Here is a 19,981-nt window from a genome sequence, read left to right as displayed (position 1 = left end):
ACCCTATGTACGCTGCGGCGATCCCGCAGCGTGCATGCTCGCTGCCCACAAGATCACAGCCATGCACTACGCACTCAACCTGCGCACGTTCTTCTATAGCCATTACTTTTATCTCGGCCTGCGTTTCGCTGCCGGGCTGGTAGGCGTTACGCTATTTACATTGCAGTTCGCCAGTCTGGAAACCGCCATGACGGTCTGCATCGGCGCGCTGTGCACGGCGCTGATGGACATGCCTAGCCCGCTGCGCCACAAGTTCAACGAAATGAGCGCCTCGGTGCTGCTGTGTAGCGCCGTGACACTGCTGATCAGCCTGAGCGCCCCGCTGCACTGGCTGCTGATGACCATGCTGGTCGCCATCAGCTTCCTTGCCTGCATGATGATCGTGTACGGCAAGAAGTCCATGCCGCTGCAACTGGCCACCCTGTTCATCATGACCATGTCGATGGAACACGCGATGACGGCCAGCGAGGCTTTCATCCATACGGGCCTGTTCACACTGGGCGCACTGGCCTATCTGGCTTATGCCATGGGCATCTCTTGGCTGCTGCGCCATCGCATCAAACAGCAGGTGCTGGCCGAAGCCCTGTTCGAACTGGCCGCCTACATCGACATCAAAGCCGACTTCTACGACACCCGCTACAACCTGAGCGAACAGTTCAACAAACTGGTGCGCCATCAGAGTTTGCTAGCCGACCGCCAGCAGGCGGCGCGCGATCTGATCCTGCGCAGCCACAACAACCGCAAGGACGCCATCGTAGTGCAGACCCACGTCTGCATGCTGGACCTGTATGAACTGATCCTCTCCACCCACACCGACTATGCCCAGCTACGCCTGCATCTGGCCGATAGTCCCGTACTGAAAACCCTGCACGATCTGGCCTACAAAGCGGCACGCGATATCGAATCGGTAGCCTACGACGTCACTCGGAACAAACCTTCCTATCCCGAAATCAGCTACGACACCGAACTGGCCGCCGTCGAAGCGGAACTGGCAGTGCTACAGCAGCGCATCAGCGAAGGCAAGCCAGCGCACGAAGCGTTGGCCGTACTGCGGGCCCAGCGCAACAAGATCCGCGCCATCATCCAGATGATAGTCGAACTGCACGCCGCCAGCCAGAAAGTGGCCGACAGCACGCCATTCTGGGCCGATGCCGACATGGGCCCCTTCCTGTCGCAGCAGAAGTACGAATTGCGCATGATCCTGTCGCACCTGCGTCTGGGCTCGCCCATCTTCCGCTTCTCGCTGCGAGTGGCGATGGCGATTACGGTCGGTCTGGCCGTGGCCGCGTGGCTACCGTACGCCGCACACAGTTACTGGATCGTGCTCACCATCGTCATCATCCTCAAGCCCAGCTTCAGCATGACCAAGCAGCGCCGTAGCGACCGCATCATCGGCACCGTGATCGGCTGCGTGATCACCGCACTGATCATCCAGTACCTCAACTATCCTGCCGCGATACTGGGCTTCCTGATCCTCGCCACAGTGGCCACGCCCACCTTCATCTACCTGCGCTACCGCTACGCCGCAATTGCCGTCAGCGTGATGATTCTGCTGCAGATGCACCTGATCGCACCGGGCAACCACGACCTGATCATCGAACGGCTGGTCGACACCTTCGTCGGCGCCGCCGTCGCCACCGCCTTCAGCTTCGTACTGGCCAACTGGGAATACCAGTCGCTGCCACGGCTGGTGAATGAAGTGCTGAGCGTCAGCCTGCGCTATATGCAGGCCAGTTCCGATCTGCTGCAGGGCAAAGGCACCGACGATTTCGCCTATCGCATCGAACGCAAGCGCCTGATGGACAGCCTCGCCGCCTTAAACAGCGCGCTGGTGCGCATGCTGGACGAACCGGCCAGCAAACAGCGCGCGGTGGAAGACATCAACCTGTTCATCGTGCAGAACTACCTGCTGGTAGCGCACGTGGCAGCGCTGCGCGCCATCGTGCGGCGCCACGTCAAAGAGATTCCCCGTGCGGCGCTGAATGCCATGCTGGCGGAAAGCCACGCACAGGTGAGCGACATCCTGCAGCGCGCTATCCGCAAAGGCGCGGGCCAGCGCACCACCGCTGCCGCTAGCACAGCCACCCCATCTGCAGCGGCCTCTGCGACGATCGCTGCTACTGCTGCGGCTACTGGCGCCGCCACCGTCGCAGACACTGGCAGCGACAGCCACGCCGAGGGCAGCACCATCCACTGGTCCGGGTGGCCGCTGGTACAACGCCGCGTGCGGCTATTGCAGGCCGACGCGGCCAAGATCGTCGTGCACAGCGCCGCCATCCTGCGCGACGTCGAATAAGGGTGTCGCCAGCAGAGATTGCGCCAGACTGTTACTATTGGTCGCATGACTGCTGTAACACCCGCCTCCTTCAGCCGTAACGACCTGTTATCGGCCCTGCTCGTCGTCCTCATCTGGGGCACCAATTTCGTCGCCATGAAAATAGGCCTGCGCGACCTCACGCCCTTCCAGCTAGGCGCGGCGCGCTACATCTTTGCCGTACTGCCGCTGATCCTGTTCCTGCGCCCGCCGAAAATGCCAGCGCGCTGGATCATCGCCTACGGCCTGTGTCAGGGCGTAGGCCAGTTCGGCCTGCTATTCCTGTCGCTACGAGTCGGCATGTCCGCCGCGCTAGCCTCCGTGATCCTGCAGACGCAAGTGTTCTTCACCGCCTTCTTCGGCTTCGCCCTGCTGCGTGAGCGCGCCAGCCGCGCCCTCAAATACGGCCTGTTACTGGCCGCACTGGGCCTGATCTGCTTCGCCATGAACTATCTAGGCAGCAGCCACGCAGGCGGCACCAATGCCGCTGGCTTCGCCCTATGCTTATCGGCTGCCGCCATGTGGGCGGCCTCCAACATCGTCGTGAGGCGCGCCCAGCACCACACGCCGCAATTCGACGTCGTGAACTTCATGGTGTGGTGCAGCCTCGTGCCCATCCTGCCCTTCATCGGCCTCACACTGGCGTTCGATCCGCCCGAACTACGCTGGCACTGGCTAGAGGCACCGCTGGCAACATGGCTGTCGGCTGCCTATCTAGGCTGGATGGCCACCATCCTCGGCTACGCCATGTGGACTCGCCTGCTGAAGCGCCACCCAGTCAACCGCGTCGCCCCGTTCAGCCTGGGCGTTCCCGTGGTCGGCATCGCCGCCGGCATGATCGCGCTGGGCGACGTCATCACCGGCTGGCAGTGGGGCGGCATCGCCCTGATCGTCGCCGCCCTGCTATGCACCATGTTCGGCGGCCGCTGGCTCAAATCCTAAACCCGGGGTCAGGTCGGGCAAAGTGCAGGTGACAGGTCGGGCACTGGGGCAGCGGGGCAGCTCAAACGGCGAGCGAGCAAACGCGGTTACGCCCATCCTGCTTGGCACGGTATAGCTGGGCGTCAGCTTGCTGCAGCATGGCTTCCGCACTGCCCGCCTGCAGATCGGCTGCCACGCCTATGCTGATCGTCACCGCCAGTTGCGGATGCAATTGCTGCCACGCATGGCCAGCGATCAGCTCGCGCAGCTTATCGCACAGCACAGCCGCCTGCGCGAGGCTGGTTTCAGGGAAGGCCATGACGAATTCTTCACCACCGTAGCGCGCCACCAGATCACTCTCGCGCATATGCTTGCGGAAGATTTCACCCACCGCGCGCAGCACCGCATCGCCGGTCGCATGGGTCAGCTGGTCATTAATGCGCTTGAAAAAGTCGATATCCGCTATCACCATGCTGAATGGCCGCTGGTAGCGCACAGCATGGCGATACAGGCTGGCCGCCTGTTCATCGAAATAGCGCCGGTTATGCAACCCTGTCAGCGCATCACGCACACTGAGTTCGCGCAGCTGCTCGGCCTGCGCGCTGATGGTCAGATGCGACGCCTGCAGCGCTTCGTGGCTGTGGGCCAGTTGCGCACTCATTTCGTTGAAAGCGCGCGCCAGCTGCGCCACTTCGTCGCGCCCCTCTACCGGCACGTTCTGGCGCAGCGTGCCCTGCTGGATAGCGCGCACGGCAACGATCAGATGCCGCAGCTGCCGGCTCAGACCACGACTCAGCAGCACGCCGAGCGCCAGCGCCAGCAAGGCCGCGCCGCTGACACCGGCCCATAACGCATCGTACATGGCGTCCAGATACTGCTGTTCCTCCTTGCTAGGCGTGAGTACGCCCTCCGGTGAAATATAGGCGGCTACTTTGCCATTGACTTGCACTGGGCGGGCATCGCGCCGTGCCGCTTCCGGCAGCGGTTCGCCGGGACGGTACACGCCAGCACCCAGCAGAACGGCGAAATTTTGATCAGCCAGTATGAAGTGATAGGGCGTATCACCATCGCCGCGCGGCGGCGGTGGGCCGCGTCGCTCCCTCACGTCATCCGGTGGTGGGCCGCGCCGTTCGCGCGCAGCAATACCCTCGTCCGGCGGCGGCAACCTGCCATCCGGCGCGGGACGGATGCGCTGCATATAGTGGTCAAACGGCTCAGCCTGATTAGCCGCCTGCCAGCTACCATACGGACGTAAGTAATCACTTACTGCGCTGTAGAAGTGCTCGGCAGCGGCCTGTCGCCGGATCATATCGACTTTCTTGCCCAATCCATAGGACGCCAGACCACCCACCATGGCCACGGAAGCCAGCCCCGTGAGCAGCAAGGCCAGCATAAGTTTGGTGCGCAAAGACATGGTTCTCCTGTCGATTTATTGCCAATCTGGCAGCAATCATACCTGCAGGGCAGTGCTCCTGAAAAAAAATTTCAGATTTAAATGTAGCTTTACAGCACTACTGTTTCATAGGGAAAACAGGCCAGTTATATGCTTTGCTTATGCCGAGTATCATAAATCAAAAGTTTATTTATTACTGAACTAGCCCCATACTGCACTGCAACAAACGAAGATATGGAGCTAATCATGAGCACGAGCAAACTGACCTACACCGAATTCGCCGACACCGGTTATCTGAGCAATGTAGCCGCCGCTGCACGCCAGTTGCTGGCCGCACTGCTGGCTGTAAAGCCACGTAGCGCCGTAGTCGAAACGGTCGTCGAGCAGCCAGTCTCGAATGCATGGCTGCACAGCCTGGCTCAGGATTGCGAGCGCCATTCCCCTAACCTGTCGGCCGAGTTGCGCTTCATGGCGTCGCGCGGTTAATTGAAGTTAATTTACTACGGAGAATACTATGCTGACCATCATCGAAAATCTGCCTGCTGCCATCGCTCTGTCCGGCCTGCTGCTGCGTCTGTATCTGGGCGCCGAGCCACAAAACGAAGAGTAATAGCCGCGCCGGCCCCTGCATGCCGGCCCCGCAAACAGAAAAGCCGTTCAGCACAAACTGAACGGCTTTTCTGTTTGCGCAATCCGTGCGCAGCCAAAACAAAGGCAGTGGTAAGACTAGCGATATCCAGCGCAAGCTACCTTCGGTAGGTACCGACAATGAAAGATCAAATCTGGTTACTGATTTGCGGGCTGGGCTGTGCCTTGGCTGCCTGGGCGTTCTGGCACTATCTGGATACCTATGCCGCCCCGACACTAATACTGGCCGCACTCGTATCGCTACTGGCAGACAATATCCGTTTGCGCCGCAAACTACGTGAAACGGGGCGCAAGACCTGACCGCGCTCAACACAGTCAGGCTTACGCCCCGCAATATTTATAGCAGAATCAGGCGGCTTTATTCAGGCGCGAATGGCGCATTCCGTACAGCAGATAGGTCACGATGGCCGCGCTCATCCAGATTACGAAGATGGTGTAGGTGGTCATCGACAGGCCGAACATCAGATACAGGCAGGCGCCGATACTCAGGCCCGGCACCACATACGGCCCGAACGGCACGCGGAAGCCCGCCACCGCTGGCTCGCCCGCTTTCTCGGCACGGCGACGCATCACTGGCACAGCCAGCGACACCACGATAAACGCCGTCAGCGTGCCCATGCTGACCATATCCCACAGGAAGGTCGCATCGACAAAGCCCGCCACCAACCCCACCACCGCACACACGATCAGCGTATTACGCACGGGCGAACCGGTACGGGCGCTAACCTTGTTGAACGACGGCGAAATCAGGCCATCCTTGGAAATCGCATACAGAATCCGCGTCTGGCCGTAGATGGTCACCAGCGTCACGCTGAACACGGAAATCACGGCACCGGCCGACAGCACCAGCGCCGGCCAGGTCTTGCCCGTCACATTCTGCAGAATCACGGCAAGACCCGCTTCCTGACCCGCAAACTTGGAAGCCGGCTGCGCGCCCATGGCCGCAACGGCCACCAGCATATAGAACAGCGTGACAATGCCCAGCGCAGCCAGAATACCGATCGGCACATTACGCTTAGGATCGCGCACTTCTTCACCAGCCGTCGCCACCGTATCCAGACCGATAAACGAGAAGAACACCGTGGCCGCCGCCGCCGTCACACCAGCCATGCCGGTGTAATGCACGCCATTGTCCGGGCTGAAGAACGGATGGAAGTTATTGATATCAAAGCCGGAGAACGCAATCACCACGAAGAAAATCAGGATCGCCAGCTTAATCAGCACCATGATGGCATTGGTAGTGGCCGATTCCTTGGCGCCGCGTACCAGCAGGAAGCAGCACAGCGCCACCAGCAGCATAGGCGGAAGATTGATATGCCCGCCATGTATCTCGATACCTTTCGGCGTAGAAACAATCATCGGTGAGCGGAACACCTCGGAAATATGCCAGCCGAAGGCATTGCTGAGGAAATTGTTCAGATAATCAGACCAGCCTATCGCCGTCGCGCTGGCCGCCAGCCCATATTCAAGCAGCAGACAGGCCGCCATGATGAAGGCAAGGAACTCGCCCACGGTAGCGTAGGCAAAGGAATAGGAAGAACCGGAAGCGGGAATGCGGAACGACAGTTCGGCATAGCACAGCGCCGTCAGACCGGCCGTAATGGCAGCGATCAGGAAGGACAGTACCACCGATGGACCGGCCTTGGGCACGGCTTCCACCATGGTGAAGAAGATCCCCGTGCCGATGGTGGCACCGACCCCTATCATGGTAAGGGGGAACAGACCGATCGAACGATGCAGACTATTGCTACTGGTAGGAGCAGTTTCTTGGTGATGGCCGACCGGCTTGGTACGGGTCAGTTTCTGGACCAGCGTTTGGTTCACAGGCATTCCTTGTGGGATATATGTACGGGCAAAAAACTTAGCGATTATAGGCTGTTCCAGCCCGTGTCCCTAAAGTTTGTGTGTGTTAAAAAACAACTCACATTGATCCCGCACCAACACTGTGCACCAGCAGTTACACCTGCTTACTTTTGATACAGCGTAATGTCTAGATTGGCGGCAACACAGCAGTTAATCTAACTTCACTTTTTACCTGTTCAGAGGAGCCCGCCATGCCCATCAAGAAGATCCCCACCGTCTCGCGCCGCGTGACGCCGGCTATGGCTGGCGCCGCAGTTGTTCTGCTGGGTCTGGCCGCCACCGTGGCGGCCGTGCTGATCCGCGTCTAGGCTGCACGTCGGGCGCGCAAGCGTCCGACTATCCCCGTCGGGAAGTAATACACGGACAGCACCAGCAATACCCCCATCCACAGCGACCAGCGGTCGGCATGTACCAGCCGCGCCAGCAGCGCCAGCACCGGCTCCAGCGCGGAACCGGCTTGCGCCGCCGCTCCCTGCACCAGCGCACCACTGGCCCACTTCATCAGATCGATCAGATAGGTCTGCGCCACGATGTACAGCGCACTACCGAGCACCGCACCATACAGCGTACCGCGCCCGCCGATAAAGGTAATCAGCAGCACGTTTAGCATGATGGCGAAGGACAGCGTGGTATCCGGCCCCAGATAGCGCAGCCACAGCACCAGCATGGCACCGGCCAGCGTGGCACCAAGCGCCCCCAGTACGCTGCCCAGCGTGCGGTAGGCCGCCGTGTGATAGCCAATCGCTTCGGCGCGGAACTCGTTCTCGCGGATCGCCTGCAGCACCCGCCCGAAAGGCGAAGCGACGATGCGCAGCATCAGCAGGAAAGCCAGCAGCGCCACCACGAACAGCAGGTAATAGGTAATCACCTTGCCGTTGATGACCTTATCGAACAGCGGTTCTTCCAGCAGGCGGAAAGCGGGGCTGAGTAATTCAGGCACAGGGATGGTCAGACCATCATCGCCGCCCGTCCACTCGGGGAACTGGCTAGTCATCACGCTCACGCAGCTGGCAATGGCCAGCGTCACCATGGCGTAGAAAATGGCCTGCACACGCAGCGAGAACACCCCGATCAGCAAGGCCAGCGCCAGCGAGACCAGCATGGCCGCGCCCAGCCCGATTAGCACGGAGCTGAAGCTGGGGCCGCGATGCAGCAGCGCCAGCCCCACGCCGTAAGCGCCCACGCCATAGAACATGGTGTGGGCAAACGAGATAATCCCCGTATAGCCCAGCATCAGATCATAGGAAGCCGTCAGCACGACAAAAATGCAGATAGTGGCAGCGGCATTGATGGCACGCGCACCGGGGAACAGGAAGGGAGCCAGTGCCAGCAGCAGCACAATCAACACCAGCGCCACGCTCAAGCGGCGGCTGCGCGGCAGTTCGTTCGAAAGCAGATGGATGCTCATAGTCGTCGATCTCAGTGCATAGTCAATGCGTAATCAATGCGTAATCGGATACAGCCCGCGCGGACGCCATGCCAGCACCACCAGCATCAGCCCCACTTCGGACAGCAGCGCCGCCTTGGGTGCGAGGAAGCCCACGTAGTTACTGGCCAGCGCCACCAGCAGCGAAGCGAGGAAGCAGCCGCCCACGGAACCCATGCCGCCGATGATGATGACGATCAGGATGGACACCAGACTGCTGGCGCCTATGCTGGTGGTCAGCTCCTGACGGTACAGCCCCCACAGCACACCGCCCATACCGGCCAGCGCCGCACCGGCCACGCTCACGCCGACAAACAGCGTCCGCACGCGATAGCCCAGGGCCTGCACCATTTCTCCGTTGGCGACACCAGCACGTACCAGCAGACCGATGCGGGTGCCGTGCAGGATCAGCATCATGGCGCCGAACACCAGCAAGCCAGCGCCCGCGCACAGCACGCGGAATTTCTCGATCACGGCATCGCCCAGCACCCATGCACCATCGAATGCGGCAGGACGGGTCAGCGGAATCAGCTCGGCGCCCCAGATAGCGGTTACCAGTTCCTGCAGCACGGTGGCAGCACCGAAGGTAATCAGAATCTGCATCAGCGCATTGCCATACACGGGACGGATAATCAGCCGTTCGTAGACCCAGCCCAGCGCCGCCGTCACCACTACGGCAGCCAGCAACGCCAGCCCCAGCGCCGCGGCATTCAGGCCGATGGCATCGGCCTGCAGCCAGTCGCCAAGACGCAGCAGCACCAGCGTGGCAGCGTATGCGCCCACGGTAATAAAAGCACCATGACCGAAGTTCATCACGCCCATCAGGCCGAACACCATGGTCAGGCCGCTGGCCATAATGAACAGCAGCATACCCATGGCCAGACCGGCCACAGTCAGCGTCAGCCACGTGGCGCTGTCGCCCACCCATAGCCATGTGAGCGCCAGTATCACCGCCAACACATACCAGGGCTGGTAGTCGACTCGCTTACGCGGCAACATCATCTCGGCCGCAGCAGGGGTAGCAGCGGCAGCAGTGGCTGGAGACGTAGCCGTCATCGTGTTCCTCTCTATTGATGCGCTGCGAGCGAAAGCCCCAGCAAACGGGTTTGCAAATCCTGATCGGCTGCCAGATCGGCCATGCGGCCGCTGTGCACGATCACGCCGCCATCCATCACGGCCACCGAATCACCGAGCCGCGCCACGAAGCCGAAGTTCTGCTCCACCAGCAGGATGGTGGTGGCACTGGCCTTGAGCTGCACAAACGCTTCCGCCAGATGATCGATAATGGCCGGCGCCAGCCCCTTGGTCGGCTCGTCCACCAGTATCAACCGGCGCGGCTCGATAATGGCACGCGCAATCGCCACCATCTGCTTCTGCCCGCCGGACAGCGTGCCAGCCGGCTGGTGCCAGAAACGCTTCAGCGCAGGGAAGATACCGAAGATCCAGTCCAGCCGCGCCATATCGGGTTTGCCGTTGCGGCAAGCCAGTTGCAGATGCTCCTGCACAGTCAGCTGGGCAAAGATGCCCATGTTCTCGGGGATATAGGCGATGCCCTGTCGCGCAATATCGGGCGTCTCCATGCCGGCCAGTTCGCGGCCGTCGAACTGCACGCTGCCGGCCGAAGCACGCCACAGCCCCATGATGGTACGCAGCGTAGTGCTCTTGCCTGCGCCATTCCGGCCCAGCAGCACAGTCAGTTCGCCGCGCGGCACCACCAGATCCACCCCGTGCAGAATATGGTATTGCTCGATATGGGTGTGTACCCCGCTCAGTTTCAATAAGGGCTCACTCATGCCGCACTCCTGTCGATCCCAGATAGGCTTGCTGCACCAGCGGCAGTGCCATCACTTCGGCCGGATCACCATCGGCCATCAGACAGCCCTGATGCAGCACGATGATGCGGTCGGCCAATGCGCCGATCACATCCATCTTGTGCTCGACCAGCAGCACCGTCTTATCGCGCATGGCTTTGATCTGATGGATCAGTTCCAGCAGCACGGGCACTTCATCCACACTCATGCCCGCAGTCGGTTCATCGAACATGAAGATTTCCGGATCGAGCGCCAACAGCATGGCCACTTCCAGCTTGCGCTGATTACCGTGCGATAGCGTGGCCGCGATCTGCTCGCGCAGCGGCCCCATAGTTACCTGCTCGAGTATCTGCGCCGTACGCTGGTTGACCGCCTTCTGCTCCGACCACACAGAGAACATGCGCATACCCACACCGGCGCGGCTCTGCACGGCCAGCCGGATATTCTCCTGCACGCTCAGTTGCGGGAACAGATTGGTCAGCTGGAAGGCGCGGCCTATGCCAAGGCGAGTGCGGCGCGCGGCGCTGAACGATGTCACGTCCTGCCCGTGTAGCCGCACACTGCCGCTGGTGGCGGCAAGCTGGCCCGAAATCAGATTGAAATAGGTAGTCTTGCCCGCGCCATTGGGGCCGACGATGGCCGTCAGCTCGCCGGCGCGGAAACTGGCCGTCACATCCTGCACGGCCTGATGCCCGCCGAAGCGGATACCAAGGCCTTCTGTGGCAAGGGTGACGCGGTGGCTATCACTCATGTGCTTGAACTATCAAGGTTTGTTATTGATCGGGATAGGCAGCTGATTGGCTGGAATCTCGCGCACCAGTTCCAGCAGATCCCACTCGTTCTTCTGCTTATCCTTGGCCTTGATGCGGAAGTGGTACATCGGCTGCATGGCCTGATGGTCTTCCTTGCGGAAGCTCATGGTGCCCTTGGGCGTCTCGAAATTCATGCCTTCCATCGCACCAATCAGCTTCTCGGTGTCGCTGCTGCCCTTGGTTGCACGCAGCGCCTGCACCACAGCACTGGCGGCTGCTGCGCCACCGGCCACGAAGAAGTCCGGCGGCGTACCGGCAAAGCGCTTCTTGTGCTCGGCCACCAGCCAGCGATTCATGGCGTTGGTAGGGAAATCATAGTAGTAGTACAGCGAGCCTTCCGAACCGGCGTAGGCGCTCCATCCCTTCATGACCGGCAGCAGATTCCCGCCCGGTACCAGCGTAATGTTGTAGCGGCCCGGCTGCAGATTGGCCAGCTTGTTGACAGGGCTACTGCCTGCCCATGCCACCACGAGGAAGCGCGGCTCCGGCGCTTTTTTCAGCGCGTCGATCAAGCGCTGGCCGGCCGCTGTGAAATCGGTGCTGGCCGGTGGGGCATATTCTTCATGTACCACCTTGGCCTTGCTGCCCATCTTGCTCAGGCAGTCGCGCGCAGCGGCGATGCCGTCCTTGCCGAATACATTGTCCTGCGCCAGAAACGCCAGACTGGCAGGCGCCATGGTGGCGGCAGCGCCAGCGCAGGCATCATGGAAGGAATTGCGCGAAGTCTTGAATACATAGCGGTTATAGAACTTGCCCGTGATGTCGGAAGCCACCGCCGCTTCCACCACCAGCACCTTCTTCATTTCCGCTGCCACGGGGAGCATCGCCAGTGCCGCACCGGAAGTAGTCGTGCCGACGGCGATATCGGCACCATCATCCACATAGGCTTCCGTCAGCAGTGCTTTGGCCATATCCGGCTTGCCCTGATCATCCTTGCTGATCACGACGATCTTGCGGCCTTCCACCGTCATAGTGCCTTGCGTCAGATATTCCAGTCCCAGCATGAAACCGGCTTCGGTCTGGCGCGCATAGGCTTCGAAGGCGGGGTGGCTTTTACTGGTGATCAGCGCGACCTTGAGTGGCGCGGCCTGTGCCAGCGCGGTGCAGGCCAGCAGACTGATAGCGGCCCAGACGGTATTACGCAGCTTGTGCGGCATGGCTAACTCCTATTTGATTGGGAAAGTGAATCAGCATCAGCGACTGGCCTACCAGAGCGGGCCGCTCCTGCCCTTCTATTTCGACACTGCAGTCTAATCCTACCAGCACCCGTTCGCCGGGCTTGGCCACGGCCGAGCGCAGCACGATGGAACTGCGCACACGTGCACCGCAGCGCACCGGCGCAAGAAAGCGCAGACTCTCGACGCCATAGTTAAGCACCTCGTCGGCGCCCAGCACATCGAGCAGCGCATGCAGACAGCTAGGCGCCAGCATGGACATGGTAAGGAAGCCATGCGCGATGGTGCCGCCCAGCGGGCTTTCGCGCCGCGCCCGATCAGGATCGGTATGCAGCCAGTAATGGTCGCCCGTAGCTTCGGCAAAACCGTCGATGCGCGACTGCTCGATGCAGACCCAGTCCGACAGCCACAGACGCTCGCCCACACGCGCCTGCACGCGCGCCACATGGTCAGTTGAAATCATCGTCATCCGTTGAACTCCGCTCACGGCACGACGGCAAGGAAAGCGCTCAATGCCGCCTGCGCCTCCACTTCATCCAGCATCGGTGCATGTCCTACACCGGGCACTTCCACCACCTTCATGTGCGGCGCATCTGCGCGCATGGCAGCGATCTGTGGTGCTTCGATCAGATCCGAGATACCGCCATACAGCAGCATAGTCGGCACACGACGCGCCAGCCGGCGAAACGCCCAGCGTGCCATCAGCGAACTGGTTTTTACTTTGCCCTGTTTGATGGCAATCGCGATGGCCGGATCGTATTGCGGACGGAAGCTGCCATCGGCATTCTGGCCGAACGTGCGGTGCGCCCAGTGCAGCCAGTCGGCATCCGTGTAATGCGGGAAGGCCACGGCATTGATGCCCTTGCAGGCTGCTGCTGCCGCCTGCCATGTATCGACCGGCACGCCTGTACCCACATAGCCGGCAATGCGCGACAGTCCGCGTTGCGACAGCTGCGGGCCCACATCGTTCAGCACCGCTGCGGCGATCAGGTGACGGTAGCGCATCGCCATCGTCATGGTGATGATGCCACCCATCGAAGTACCGATAAAGACGGCGCGGGAAATACCCAGTTCTTCCAGCAACTGCGCCACATCGCGCGCATACACTAGCGGATTGTAGTTGTCGCTGTTGCTGTCGTATTCGGATTTACCACGGCCACGGATATCCACCGAGATCACGCGGCGACCCTGCGCCGCCAGCCATGGCGCCACCATTTCGAAGTCGGCGCTGTTGCGCGTCAGGCCGTGGATGCAGATGATGGGGCAGCGTGCCGGACCGGCCGCAGGCGCATAGTCGCGCGCCATCAGGCGCAGACCATCGTGGCTACGCCAGCTCCGCTCGACGTAGGGAAGTTCGGAAGTAATCATAGGACTCCGTGCAGAAAAACAAAAACGGCGCACGACGCTCGCGCGCCGTGCGCCGTCTGTTACTTAGAACTTCACCGACAGCGAAGCTTTAACGGTACGTGGATCACCGTAGAAGGTGGTCACGGTATTGAAGAAGCCGCCGAAGGCATAGCCAGCCACTTTGTAGCGCTTATCCAGCAGGTTGCGACCATTCACAGCCAGTTGCAGTTTGCGGTCGCTGCTGGTCCATACCAGACCGGCATCCCACAGGCCGAAGCCTTCCTGTGCCAGCATCAGATTCTGTGGCACAGTCGCGTCGATCGAGGCGATGCCCGTCATGCGCACCATCTCGCTCTGATACACCTTGCTCTTGTAGGACACGGTGTTATTCAGCGACAGCGTACCGGCACGACCGAAGGCGGCAAACGGCCAGTCGTAGGTAGCGCTCAGGTTAGCCGAAGTCTTAGGCGTATTCTGGAACTCAGCCTGATCAGCCACATTGGCCAGCGTCTTGCCATTGGCGACCATCCATTCCTTATACTTGGCATCGATCGCGCTGAACATGGCACTCACGGTGAACTGGTCGGTCACGCGGGCAATCGCTTCCAGTTCCAGACCGGTGATCTTGGCCTTACCGGCATTGGTCAGCGTGCCGGCGAAGCCGTTCACGCTACCGTCGGCGGCGAAGGTAGGAATCGAGCCGGGAATCTGCACGTTCTTATAGTCGCTGTAGAACACTGCCACATTGGTCTGCAGACGGCCGCCATTCAGGTTGGACTTCAGCCCCATTTCGTAGGAGTTCACTTCTTCCGGCGCTACACCCTGACGCTTCTGCAGAGAAGCCGCCGTGTTCGGGCCGCCAGATGCCACCAGATCCATACGCGGATCGAACATGCCGCCCTTGAAGCCTACCGAATAGGAAGCGTACAGATTGTTCTGACGGTCGATCTTCCAGCCCAGACCCAGTTTAGGGGTGAACTTGGTATCGGTACGGTTCAGATCATTCTTGCCCATATCCGTATTGGCTGCGCCACCCACTGCAGCAGGGTTGCCCAGCGTAGGCGAGCCTTTCAGACCCAGATAGGTACGCTTGTAGATAGCAGCCTGACGTTCGTCGCTGGTGTAACGGCCACCCACGTTGATGTTGAAATCATCGCTGACGTTGTAGCTGGCATCGGCAAACGCGGCCCAGGTCTTGCTGTCGATGTCGTCGCGGGTGTACAGCGACAGGCCACCGGCTGCGTTGTACAGCACGTCGAATTCATTGAAGGCATTGGTCTTCATGTAGAACACCCCTGCCACACCCTGCCAGCGCGAGCCAGTGTAGGTGAGCTGGATTTCCTGACTGGCCTGACGGTCGGTATAGATGGCTGGCGCTTCGAACAGCGGCGTATTGAGCGAATCGAAATCGATCGGCGCATACGATTTGCTGCTACGGTATGCCGTGATCGATTTGATCGACAGGGTAGGATCGATGGTGTAGTCCACCAGCAGGCTGCCGCCTTCGGTGGTCACCTGCTGCTCGTGACCCAGCACCGTGTACAGATTGGCGCGGGTATCGTAAGGGCCGGACAGCGGGGTCTCGTTGGCCGGTGCCGGTCCATTGGTCAGACGATAGCCCTGCTTAGGCAGCGAATCATCTACCGTGCGGTCAGCCGACAGGCGCACGAACAGCGAAGACGATGGCGTCAGTTCGGCGCTAACGCGGCCAGCCACCACCTTCTTATTGTAGTTATCGAGGCCATTCAGTACGTTCTTGCCGTAGCCATCGCGGTTGAAGGTGGCCACGGTGCCGCCGATACGCAGCATGTCGGAAATCTCGCCACTGGCTTTCACCACCAGATCGCGCTGGTTGTAGCTGCCGATGGTGCCTTTCATGTCCAGCGTATTGCCTTTGGCCAGACGGCGCGTGACGTATTTGACAGCGCCACCGATGGTGTTACGGCCATACAGCGTACCTTGCGGGCCACGCAGCACTTCGATGCGGTCCAGATCGTAGATATCGGTCAGCGCGCCTTGTGGGCGGGCCAGATACACGTCGTCGAGGTAGATGCCCACGCCCTGCTCGTAGCCTGCCACCGGATCCTGCTGGCCGATACCGCGGATGAAGGCAGTCAGCGTGGTGTTGGTAGCACGCGAAGTTTTCAGCGTGGTGTTCGGCAGCGCATCAGCGAGGCCGGTAATATCGGGGATGCCAGCTTTTTCCAGTGCCGATCCGGAGATAGCCGTGACCGAACCCGGCACGTCCTGAATCAGCTCGGCGCGACGGCGGGCCGTAACGATCACCTTGTCCGGTTCGTTCGCAGCAGGGGCAGCAGCAGGATCGGCGGCGACGTCCGCAGCGGCGGCTGCGGCAGCATCTGCGGAAGCAGCAGCGGCAGCAAATGCCTGCCCGGCCGCCAGACCGGAAATGGCCGAAGCGGCCACCATCATTGCAACGGAACGACGCAGCACCAGCGTGCCTTGTTTAGAAAAACGCATAGCATCTCCTCCAGATATTTTTAGTATTTATATGCACCATGTCGGGCATTGCGCTGAAGTGTGCCCGTTATGACAACATAGATAAAGATGAAGCCATGCACGGCATGTGTGCAGAAATGCACAGCTCCCTCCGACATTGCCGTGATGCATTAAATTGCCCGCTCACGGCCTTCCCAGTAGGGCGCGCGCAGTTCGCGTTTGAGGATTTTTCCTGCGGCGTTACGGGGAAAACTGCTGACCAGCGCGACTGCGCTGACTCGTTGGTACCGTGCGGCAACGCGCACATTAATCCAGTCACGTAATTGCTCTGGGGTGCAGACCTTACCGAAAGTCTGTTTCATTTGCACCACAGCGAATGGTGTCTCGCCCCACTTTTCATCGGGCACACCGAATACCACCACCTCGGCCACGTCGGGATGGGTAGCAATCACCTCCTCGATATCGCGCGGATAGACTTTCACGCCACCGCTATCGATCATGTCCTTCTTGCGGTCGACCAGATACAGATAGCCTTCCTCATCGATGCGGCCGATATCGCCCGAATACAGCCAGCCATCGACGATGGTCTGCGCCGTCAGCTCGGGCTGGCCGTAGTAGCCGGACATCAGCAGCGGGCCCCGTCCGGCAATCTCGCCCGTCTCGCCCACCTCCGCTTCACTGCCATCCTCGCGCACAATGCGCAGTTCGAAGAACGGCGGCGGCACACCTACCGAGCCCAGTTTGCGCGCCGTATCGCGCCTATCCAGCACCGTGATAAAGCCTTCCGTCAGGCCGTACAGCTCGTGCAGCCGCCCCGGCAGCAAAGACTCCAGCGCCTGCTTGCGCGCCAGCGGCAGCGGCGCGCCCAGCGACAGCACCACCTGCAATGAAACCAGTTGCAACGGATCGAGATCGGGCAGATCAAGTATCGCCGCGATCTGCGATGGCACCAGCATGGTATGGGTGACTTTTTCGCGCGCCACAGCCGCCACAAACGCACGCGCATCGAACGCGCCATGCAGCACGTAGCGCGCGCCCTGCGCAAAGGCCGGCATCATCATCACGTAGGCACCGTTAAACACGATGGCACCCGTATGCAGCACCACCGATTCCGGCGTCAGCCGGAAGATACTGGCCATCAGCGTGGCATAGTGTGCGCGCACTCTATGGGTGAGCAGAATGCCTTTCGGCTGTCCCGTAGTGCCGCTGGTGTACATGATGTTGCAAGGATGTTCGGGCGTCAGCTGTGGACGTTGCGGCATCGGCGCGCAACCGGCAACAAAGGCGGCATAGCTGTGCGCTGTCGGTGCTGCTGCAACGCACACCATCTGCACCGGCACGCTCAGTGCGGCGATGGCCGCACTCACATCGGCCTGTGTAGCGTCGCTGGCAAACACGATCTTCGGTGCCGCATCCTGCAGCAGCGACTGCAACCCGCTGCACTGCAACAGTGGCGACAACGGCACAGCCACGGCGCCCATATCGGCACAGGCCCAATAGATGGTCAGCAGTTCCAGGCAATTTCCCAGCACTGTAGCCACGCGGTCGCCCGGTTGCACACCGGCTTGCGCCATGGCCTGCGCCAGCTGGCCGCAGCGTGCAGCAAACTCGCGCCAGTTCAGGCGCTGTTCGCCAAACACCACCGCCACCGCTTCCGGCTGATAGCGCGCGTGGTGCGCAAGCAGGCCGGCAATACACAAGGCATCCATAACATCCTCTAGGTCGGGAATTCAATGTGTGCGGATTTTAGAGACAAGAAACCACGACGGAAACGGGAATTCTTGCCAACCCGTTGTGCGTTGTTGCACAATCAATCGCATGAATAAACTGCCCGAGTGGACTGACCTGCGCTACTTTCTGGAGCTGGCCCGTGCCGGCACCCTGACGGGCGCTGCGCGCCGGCTCGCGGTAGACCACACCACTGTGGCGCGCCGCATACAGCGGCTGGAACACGAATTCGGTACGCCGCTATTCGACCACCGCCGCGAAGGTTATGAACTCACCGAGCAGGGCCGCGCACTGGTGCCCCATGCGGAGCTGATGGAAACGGCGGCCATGTCAGCGCTCGAACAACTGGCCGGAAAAATGCAGGGTGCACGCGGCGTGGTGCGGCTAGGCTCCCCCGAAGTACTGGGCTCCGTGCTGGTGGCACCGCGCGTACAGGAACTGGTGACCGTCAATCCGGAACTGCATCTCGATCTGCTGCTGCTGCCCCGTTTCGCCAATCTGGCCAACCGCGAGGCAGACCTCAGCATCACGCTGGATGCGCCGGAAACGGGGCGCTATATGGTCACGCGCCTGAGTTGCTTCCGCTACTACCTGTTCGGCTCGCGCAGCTATCTGGCCAAGTTCGCGCCCATCACGCGCAAGGAAGATCTGGCCGAGCACCTGTTCATCGACTACGTGCAGACGCAATTGATGAGCACAGGCTTGAACTATCTGGATGAAATCGGCATCGTGCCGAAACGGCGCTTCTGCGCCACCGGCATGCTGGCGCAATGCGAAGCAGCCAACGCCGGCATAGGGCTGGTGATGGCGCCGCCGTATGCAGCGCGCAAATATCCCGATCTGGTGCCGGTACTGCCCGATATCGTGTATGCCCACCGCACGCTGTGGCTGGTCGCGCCATCCGACCTATATGGCCAGAAGCGCGTGCGTACCGTGTGGGACTGGCTGCGTGCCACGGTGGAAAGCCAGAAAGACCAGCTATTCCTGCCGTCGCACTACACGCCGGGAATGATAGAGCCACGCATGGAGCCGGTGGCCGTCAACGTCTGACCGATAACGAATGCTTAGCCGATCCGGTGCACCATCAGACCGGCGCGCAGCCCCACCCGCACATCGGGATTCGGGAACACCACCAGTTCTTCCGCATGCTGCACCGTGTAGATAGTATCGCCATCGCGCGCAATCTCTTCGCCCTGACGCATAGCCGTAAAGTTGTGCGTCTCGCGGCCGAAGGCCATGCGGAAGTTATCGCTTAATTTGATAATCTGGCGCGCCGTGGCAAAGATGTGCGGCTGGCGTGCCTGCGTGGCTGGTGCCACACCGCGCAGCAGCGCATCGAGCGCCGCCGACGCATCGGCAAACTGGCCGATGTCGTTATTACCCAGCGTACCGATACGTCCCAGTTCGATGGTGGTGCCAGCCGCCTGATGATGCTCGGCCGAGTAGTAGCTATACGTGCCCACCGATGCCGGATTCATGATGACAGCGCCCACACCGGCATGGCCGAGCCACTGCAGCAATTGCTGGCGCGGCTGTTCCGCGATCAGCTCGGGCACGATGGCAAACGCGGGATATACGGAAGGCCGGATGGCCGTGTGCAGATCAAGGTGCCAGCGCACCGGCCCCGCATTCTGGAAGAACTCACTGGTCGCGGCCACCATCACATCGGCGCGTGCCGCTTCGGCCGTACCGGCCAGCGTACCGCGCTCGGTGCGGAACATGCGGTTCAGGTCCGCATCGATAAAACGCTTACCGGCACGGATCGCATCGATATTCCCCACGCACAGCATCAGATCGACGGCCAGCGCGGCCGGCTGCTGCGCCACGTCGAGCGATAGCTGATCGAGCAGATAGGCCAGCACTTCGATCGGCCCCGTCTCGTCGCCATGCACGCCCACCGACAGCAGCACAGCAGAGCGCGGTGGCGAGGAGGCGCCAGCCTTGATGGTAAGGATGCCGTCGGCCGGCTGGCCGACAGCATATCCGGCAGCAGTGAAACGCTGCGCGACCACGCTGAAATCTGCTTCAGCGAGGGCGCGCACTGCTGCAGGCAGTGCAGTACTGATCTGACTCATTGCACCTG

General features: G+C 60.9%; 17 protein-coding genes. 5 read left to right on the top strand and 12 right to left on the bottom strand.

All coding sequences use genetic code 11. The annotated features are described in order from the left end of the window. Positions 1 to 61: 61 nt before the first annotated feature. On the top strand, positions 62 to 2,296 hold the full coding sequence (locus ABNT42_RS02825; RefSeq protein ID WP_348694008.1) for an FUSC family membrane protein: 2,235 nt from the start codon (positions 62 to 64) through the stop codon (positions 2,294 to 2,296). Positions 2,297 to 2,341: 45 nt separating this feature from the next. Further along, positions 2,342 to 3,256, top strand: a complete 915-nt coding sequence (locus ABNT42_RS02820; RefSeq protein ID WP_348693738.1) for an EamA family transporter — start codon at positions 2,342 to 2,344, stop codon at positions 3,254 to 3,256. Between the two features lie 61 nt (positions 3,257 to 3,317). Here ABNT42_RS02820 and ABNT42_RS02815 read toward each other — a convergent pair whose 3' ends face one another. Then, the gene (locus tag ABNT42_RS02815) at positions 3,318 to 4,649 is read right to left on the bottom strand and encodes a diguanylate cyclase (protein WP_348693735.1); all 1,332 of its coding nucleotides are present in this window, start codon (positions 4,647 to 4,649) and stop codon (positions 3,318 to 3,320) included. Between the two features lie 225 nt (positions 4,650 to 4,874). On the opposite strand from ABNT42_RS02815, the gene ABNT42_RS02810 reads away from it, so the two are divergent. Further along, a complete protein-coding gene (locus tag ABNT42_RS02810; protein WP_348693732.1) occupies positions 4,875 to 5,114 on the top strand; it encodes a hypothetical protein in 240 nt (79 codons plus the stop codon). A gap of 282 nt (positions 5,115 to 5,396) precedes the next feature. Continuing rightward, on the top strand, positions 5,397 to 5,576 hold the full coding sequence (locus ABNT42_RS02805) for a hypothetical protein (protein WP_348693730.1): 180 nt from the start codon (positions 5,397 to 5,399) through the stop codon (positions 5,574 to 5,576). 48 nt (positions 5,577 to 5,624) lie between these two features. Here ABNT42_RS02805 and ABNT42_RS02800 read toward each other — a convergent pair whose 3' ends face one another. The 10 genes from ABNT42_RS02800 to ABNT42_RS02755 form a co-directional block, all read right to left on the bottom strand. Further along, entirely contained in the window at positions 5,625 to 7,100 is a 1,476-nt protein-coding gene (locus ABNT42_RS02800) for an amino acid permease (protein ID WP_348693727.1), read from the bottom strand. 343 nt (positions 7,101 to 7,443) lie between these two features. Next, positions 7,444 to 8,547: a branched-chain amino acid ABC transporter permease gene (locus ABNT42_RS02795; RefSeq protein WP_348693725.1), complete on the bottom strand. Its 1,104-nt coding sequence runs from the start codon at positions 8,545 to 8,547 to the stop codon at positions 7,444 to 7,446. Positions 8,548 to 8,580: 33 nt separating this feature from the next. Further along, positions 8,581 to 9,621 (bottom strand): branched-chain amino acid ABC transporter permease, encoded by a 1,041-nt coding sequence (locus ABNT42_RS02790; RefSeq protein WP_348693722.1) that lies wholly within the window; start codon positions 9,619 to 9,621, stop codon positions 8,581 to 8,583. A gap of 11 nt (positions 9,622 to 9,632) precedes the next feature. Then, entirely contained in the window at positions 9,633 to 10,358 is a 726-nt protein-coding gene (locus tag ABNT42_RS02785) for an ABC transporter ATP-binding protein (RefSeq protein ID WP_348693719.1), read from the bottom strand. Beyond that, positions 10,351 to 11,127 (bottom strand): ABC transporter ATP-binding protein, encoded by a 777-nt coding sequence (locus tag ABNT42_RS02780; protein ID WP_348693717.1) that lies wholly within the window; start codon positions 11,125 to 11,127, stop codon positions 10,351 to 10,353. The genes ABNT42_RS02785 and ABNT42_RS02780 overlap by 8 nt, the downstream gene beginning before the upstream one ends. Before the next feature lie 12 nt (positions 11,128 to 11,139). Next, entirely contained in the window at positions 11,140 to 12,345 is a 1,206-nt protein-coding gene (locus ABNT42_RS02775) for a substrate-binding domain-containing protein (RefSeq protein ID WP_348693714.1), read from the bottom strand. After that, on the bottom strand, positions 12,326 to 12,832 hold the full coding sequence (locus ABNT42_RS02770; protein ID WP_348693711.1) for a MaoC family dehydratase: 507 nt from the start codon (positions 12,830 to 12,832) through the stop codon (positions 12,326 to 12,328). The genes ABNT42_RS02775 and ABNT42_RS02770 overlap by 20 nt, the downstream gene beginning before the upstream one ends. 14 nt (positions 12,833 to 12,846) lie before the next feature. Further along, positions 12,847 to 13,731, bottom strand: a complete 885-nt coding sequence (locus ABNT42_RS02765; protein WP_348693708.1) for an alpha/beta hydrolase — start codon at positions 13,729 to 13,731, stop codon at positions 12,847 to 12,849. 63 nt (positions 13,732 to 13,794) lie between these two features. Beyond that, a complete protein-coding gene (locus ABNT42_RS02760) occupies positions 13,795 to 16,191 on the bottom strand; it encodes a TonB-dependent receptor (protein ID WP_348693705.1) in 2,397 nt (798 codons plus the stop codon). Between the two features lie 149 nt (positions 16,192 to 16,340). Beyond that, positions 16,341 to 17,879, bottom strand: coding sequence for an AMP-binding protein (locus ABNT42_RS02755; protein WP_348693702.1), 1,539 nt, complete (start codon positions 17,877 to 17,879; stop codon positions 16,341 to 16,343). A 109-nt stretch (positions 17,880 to 17,988) separates the two neighbouring features. Between ABNT42_RS02755 and ABNT42_RS02750 the strand changes: the two genes are divergently transcribed. After that, complete coding sequence (locus ABNT42_RS02750) at positions 17,989 to 18,948, top strand: LysR family transcriptional regulator (protein WP_348693699.1); 960 nt, start codon at positions 17,989 to 17,991, stop codon at positions 18,946 to 18,948. A gap of 14 nt (positions 18,949 to 18,962) precedes the next feature. Here the strand turns inward: ABNT42_RS02750 and ABNT42_RS02745 are convergent, their stop codons facing one another. Continuing rightward, positions 18,963 to 19,973: a succinylglutamate desuccinylase gene (locus ABNT42_RS02745; protein WP_348693696.1), complete on the bottom strand. Its 1,011-nt coding sequence runs from the start codon at positions 19,971 to 19,973 to the stop codon at positions 18,963 to 18,965. Positions 19,974 to 19,981: the final 8 nt, after the last annotated feature.

The sequence above is a fragment of the Duganella fentianensis genome (assembly GCF_964031615.1).
GTDB lineage: Bacteria > Pseudomonadota > Gammaproteobacteria > Burkholderiales > Burkholderiaceae_D > Rugamonas > Rugamonas fentianensis_A.
The sequence above is the reverse complement of the archived record's forward strand: the minus strand, read 5'-3'. Positions and strand labels throughout refer to the sequence as shown.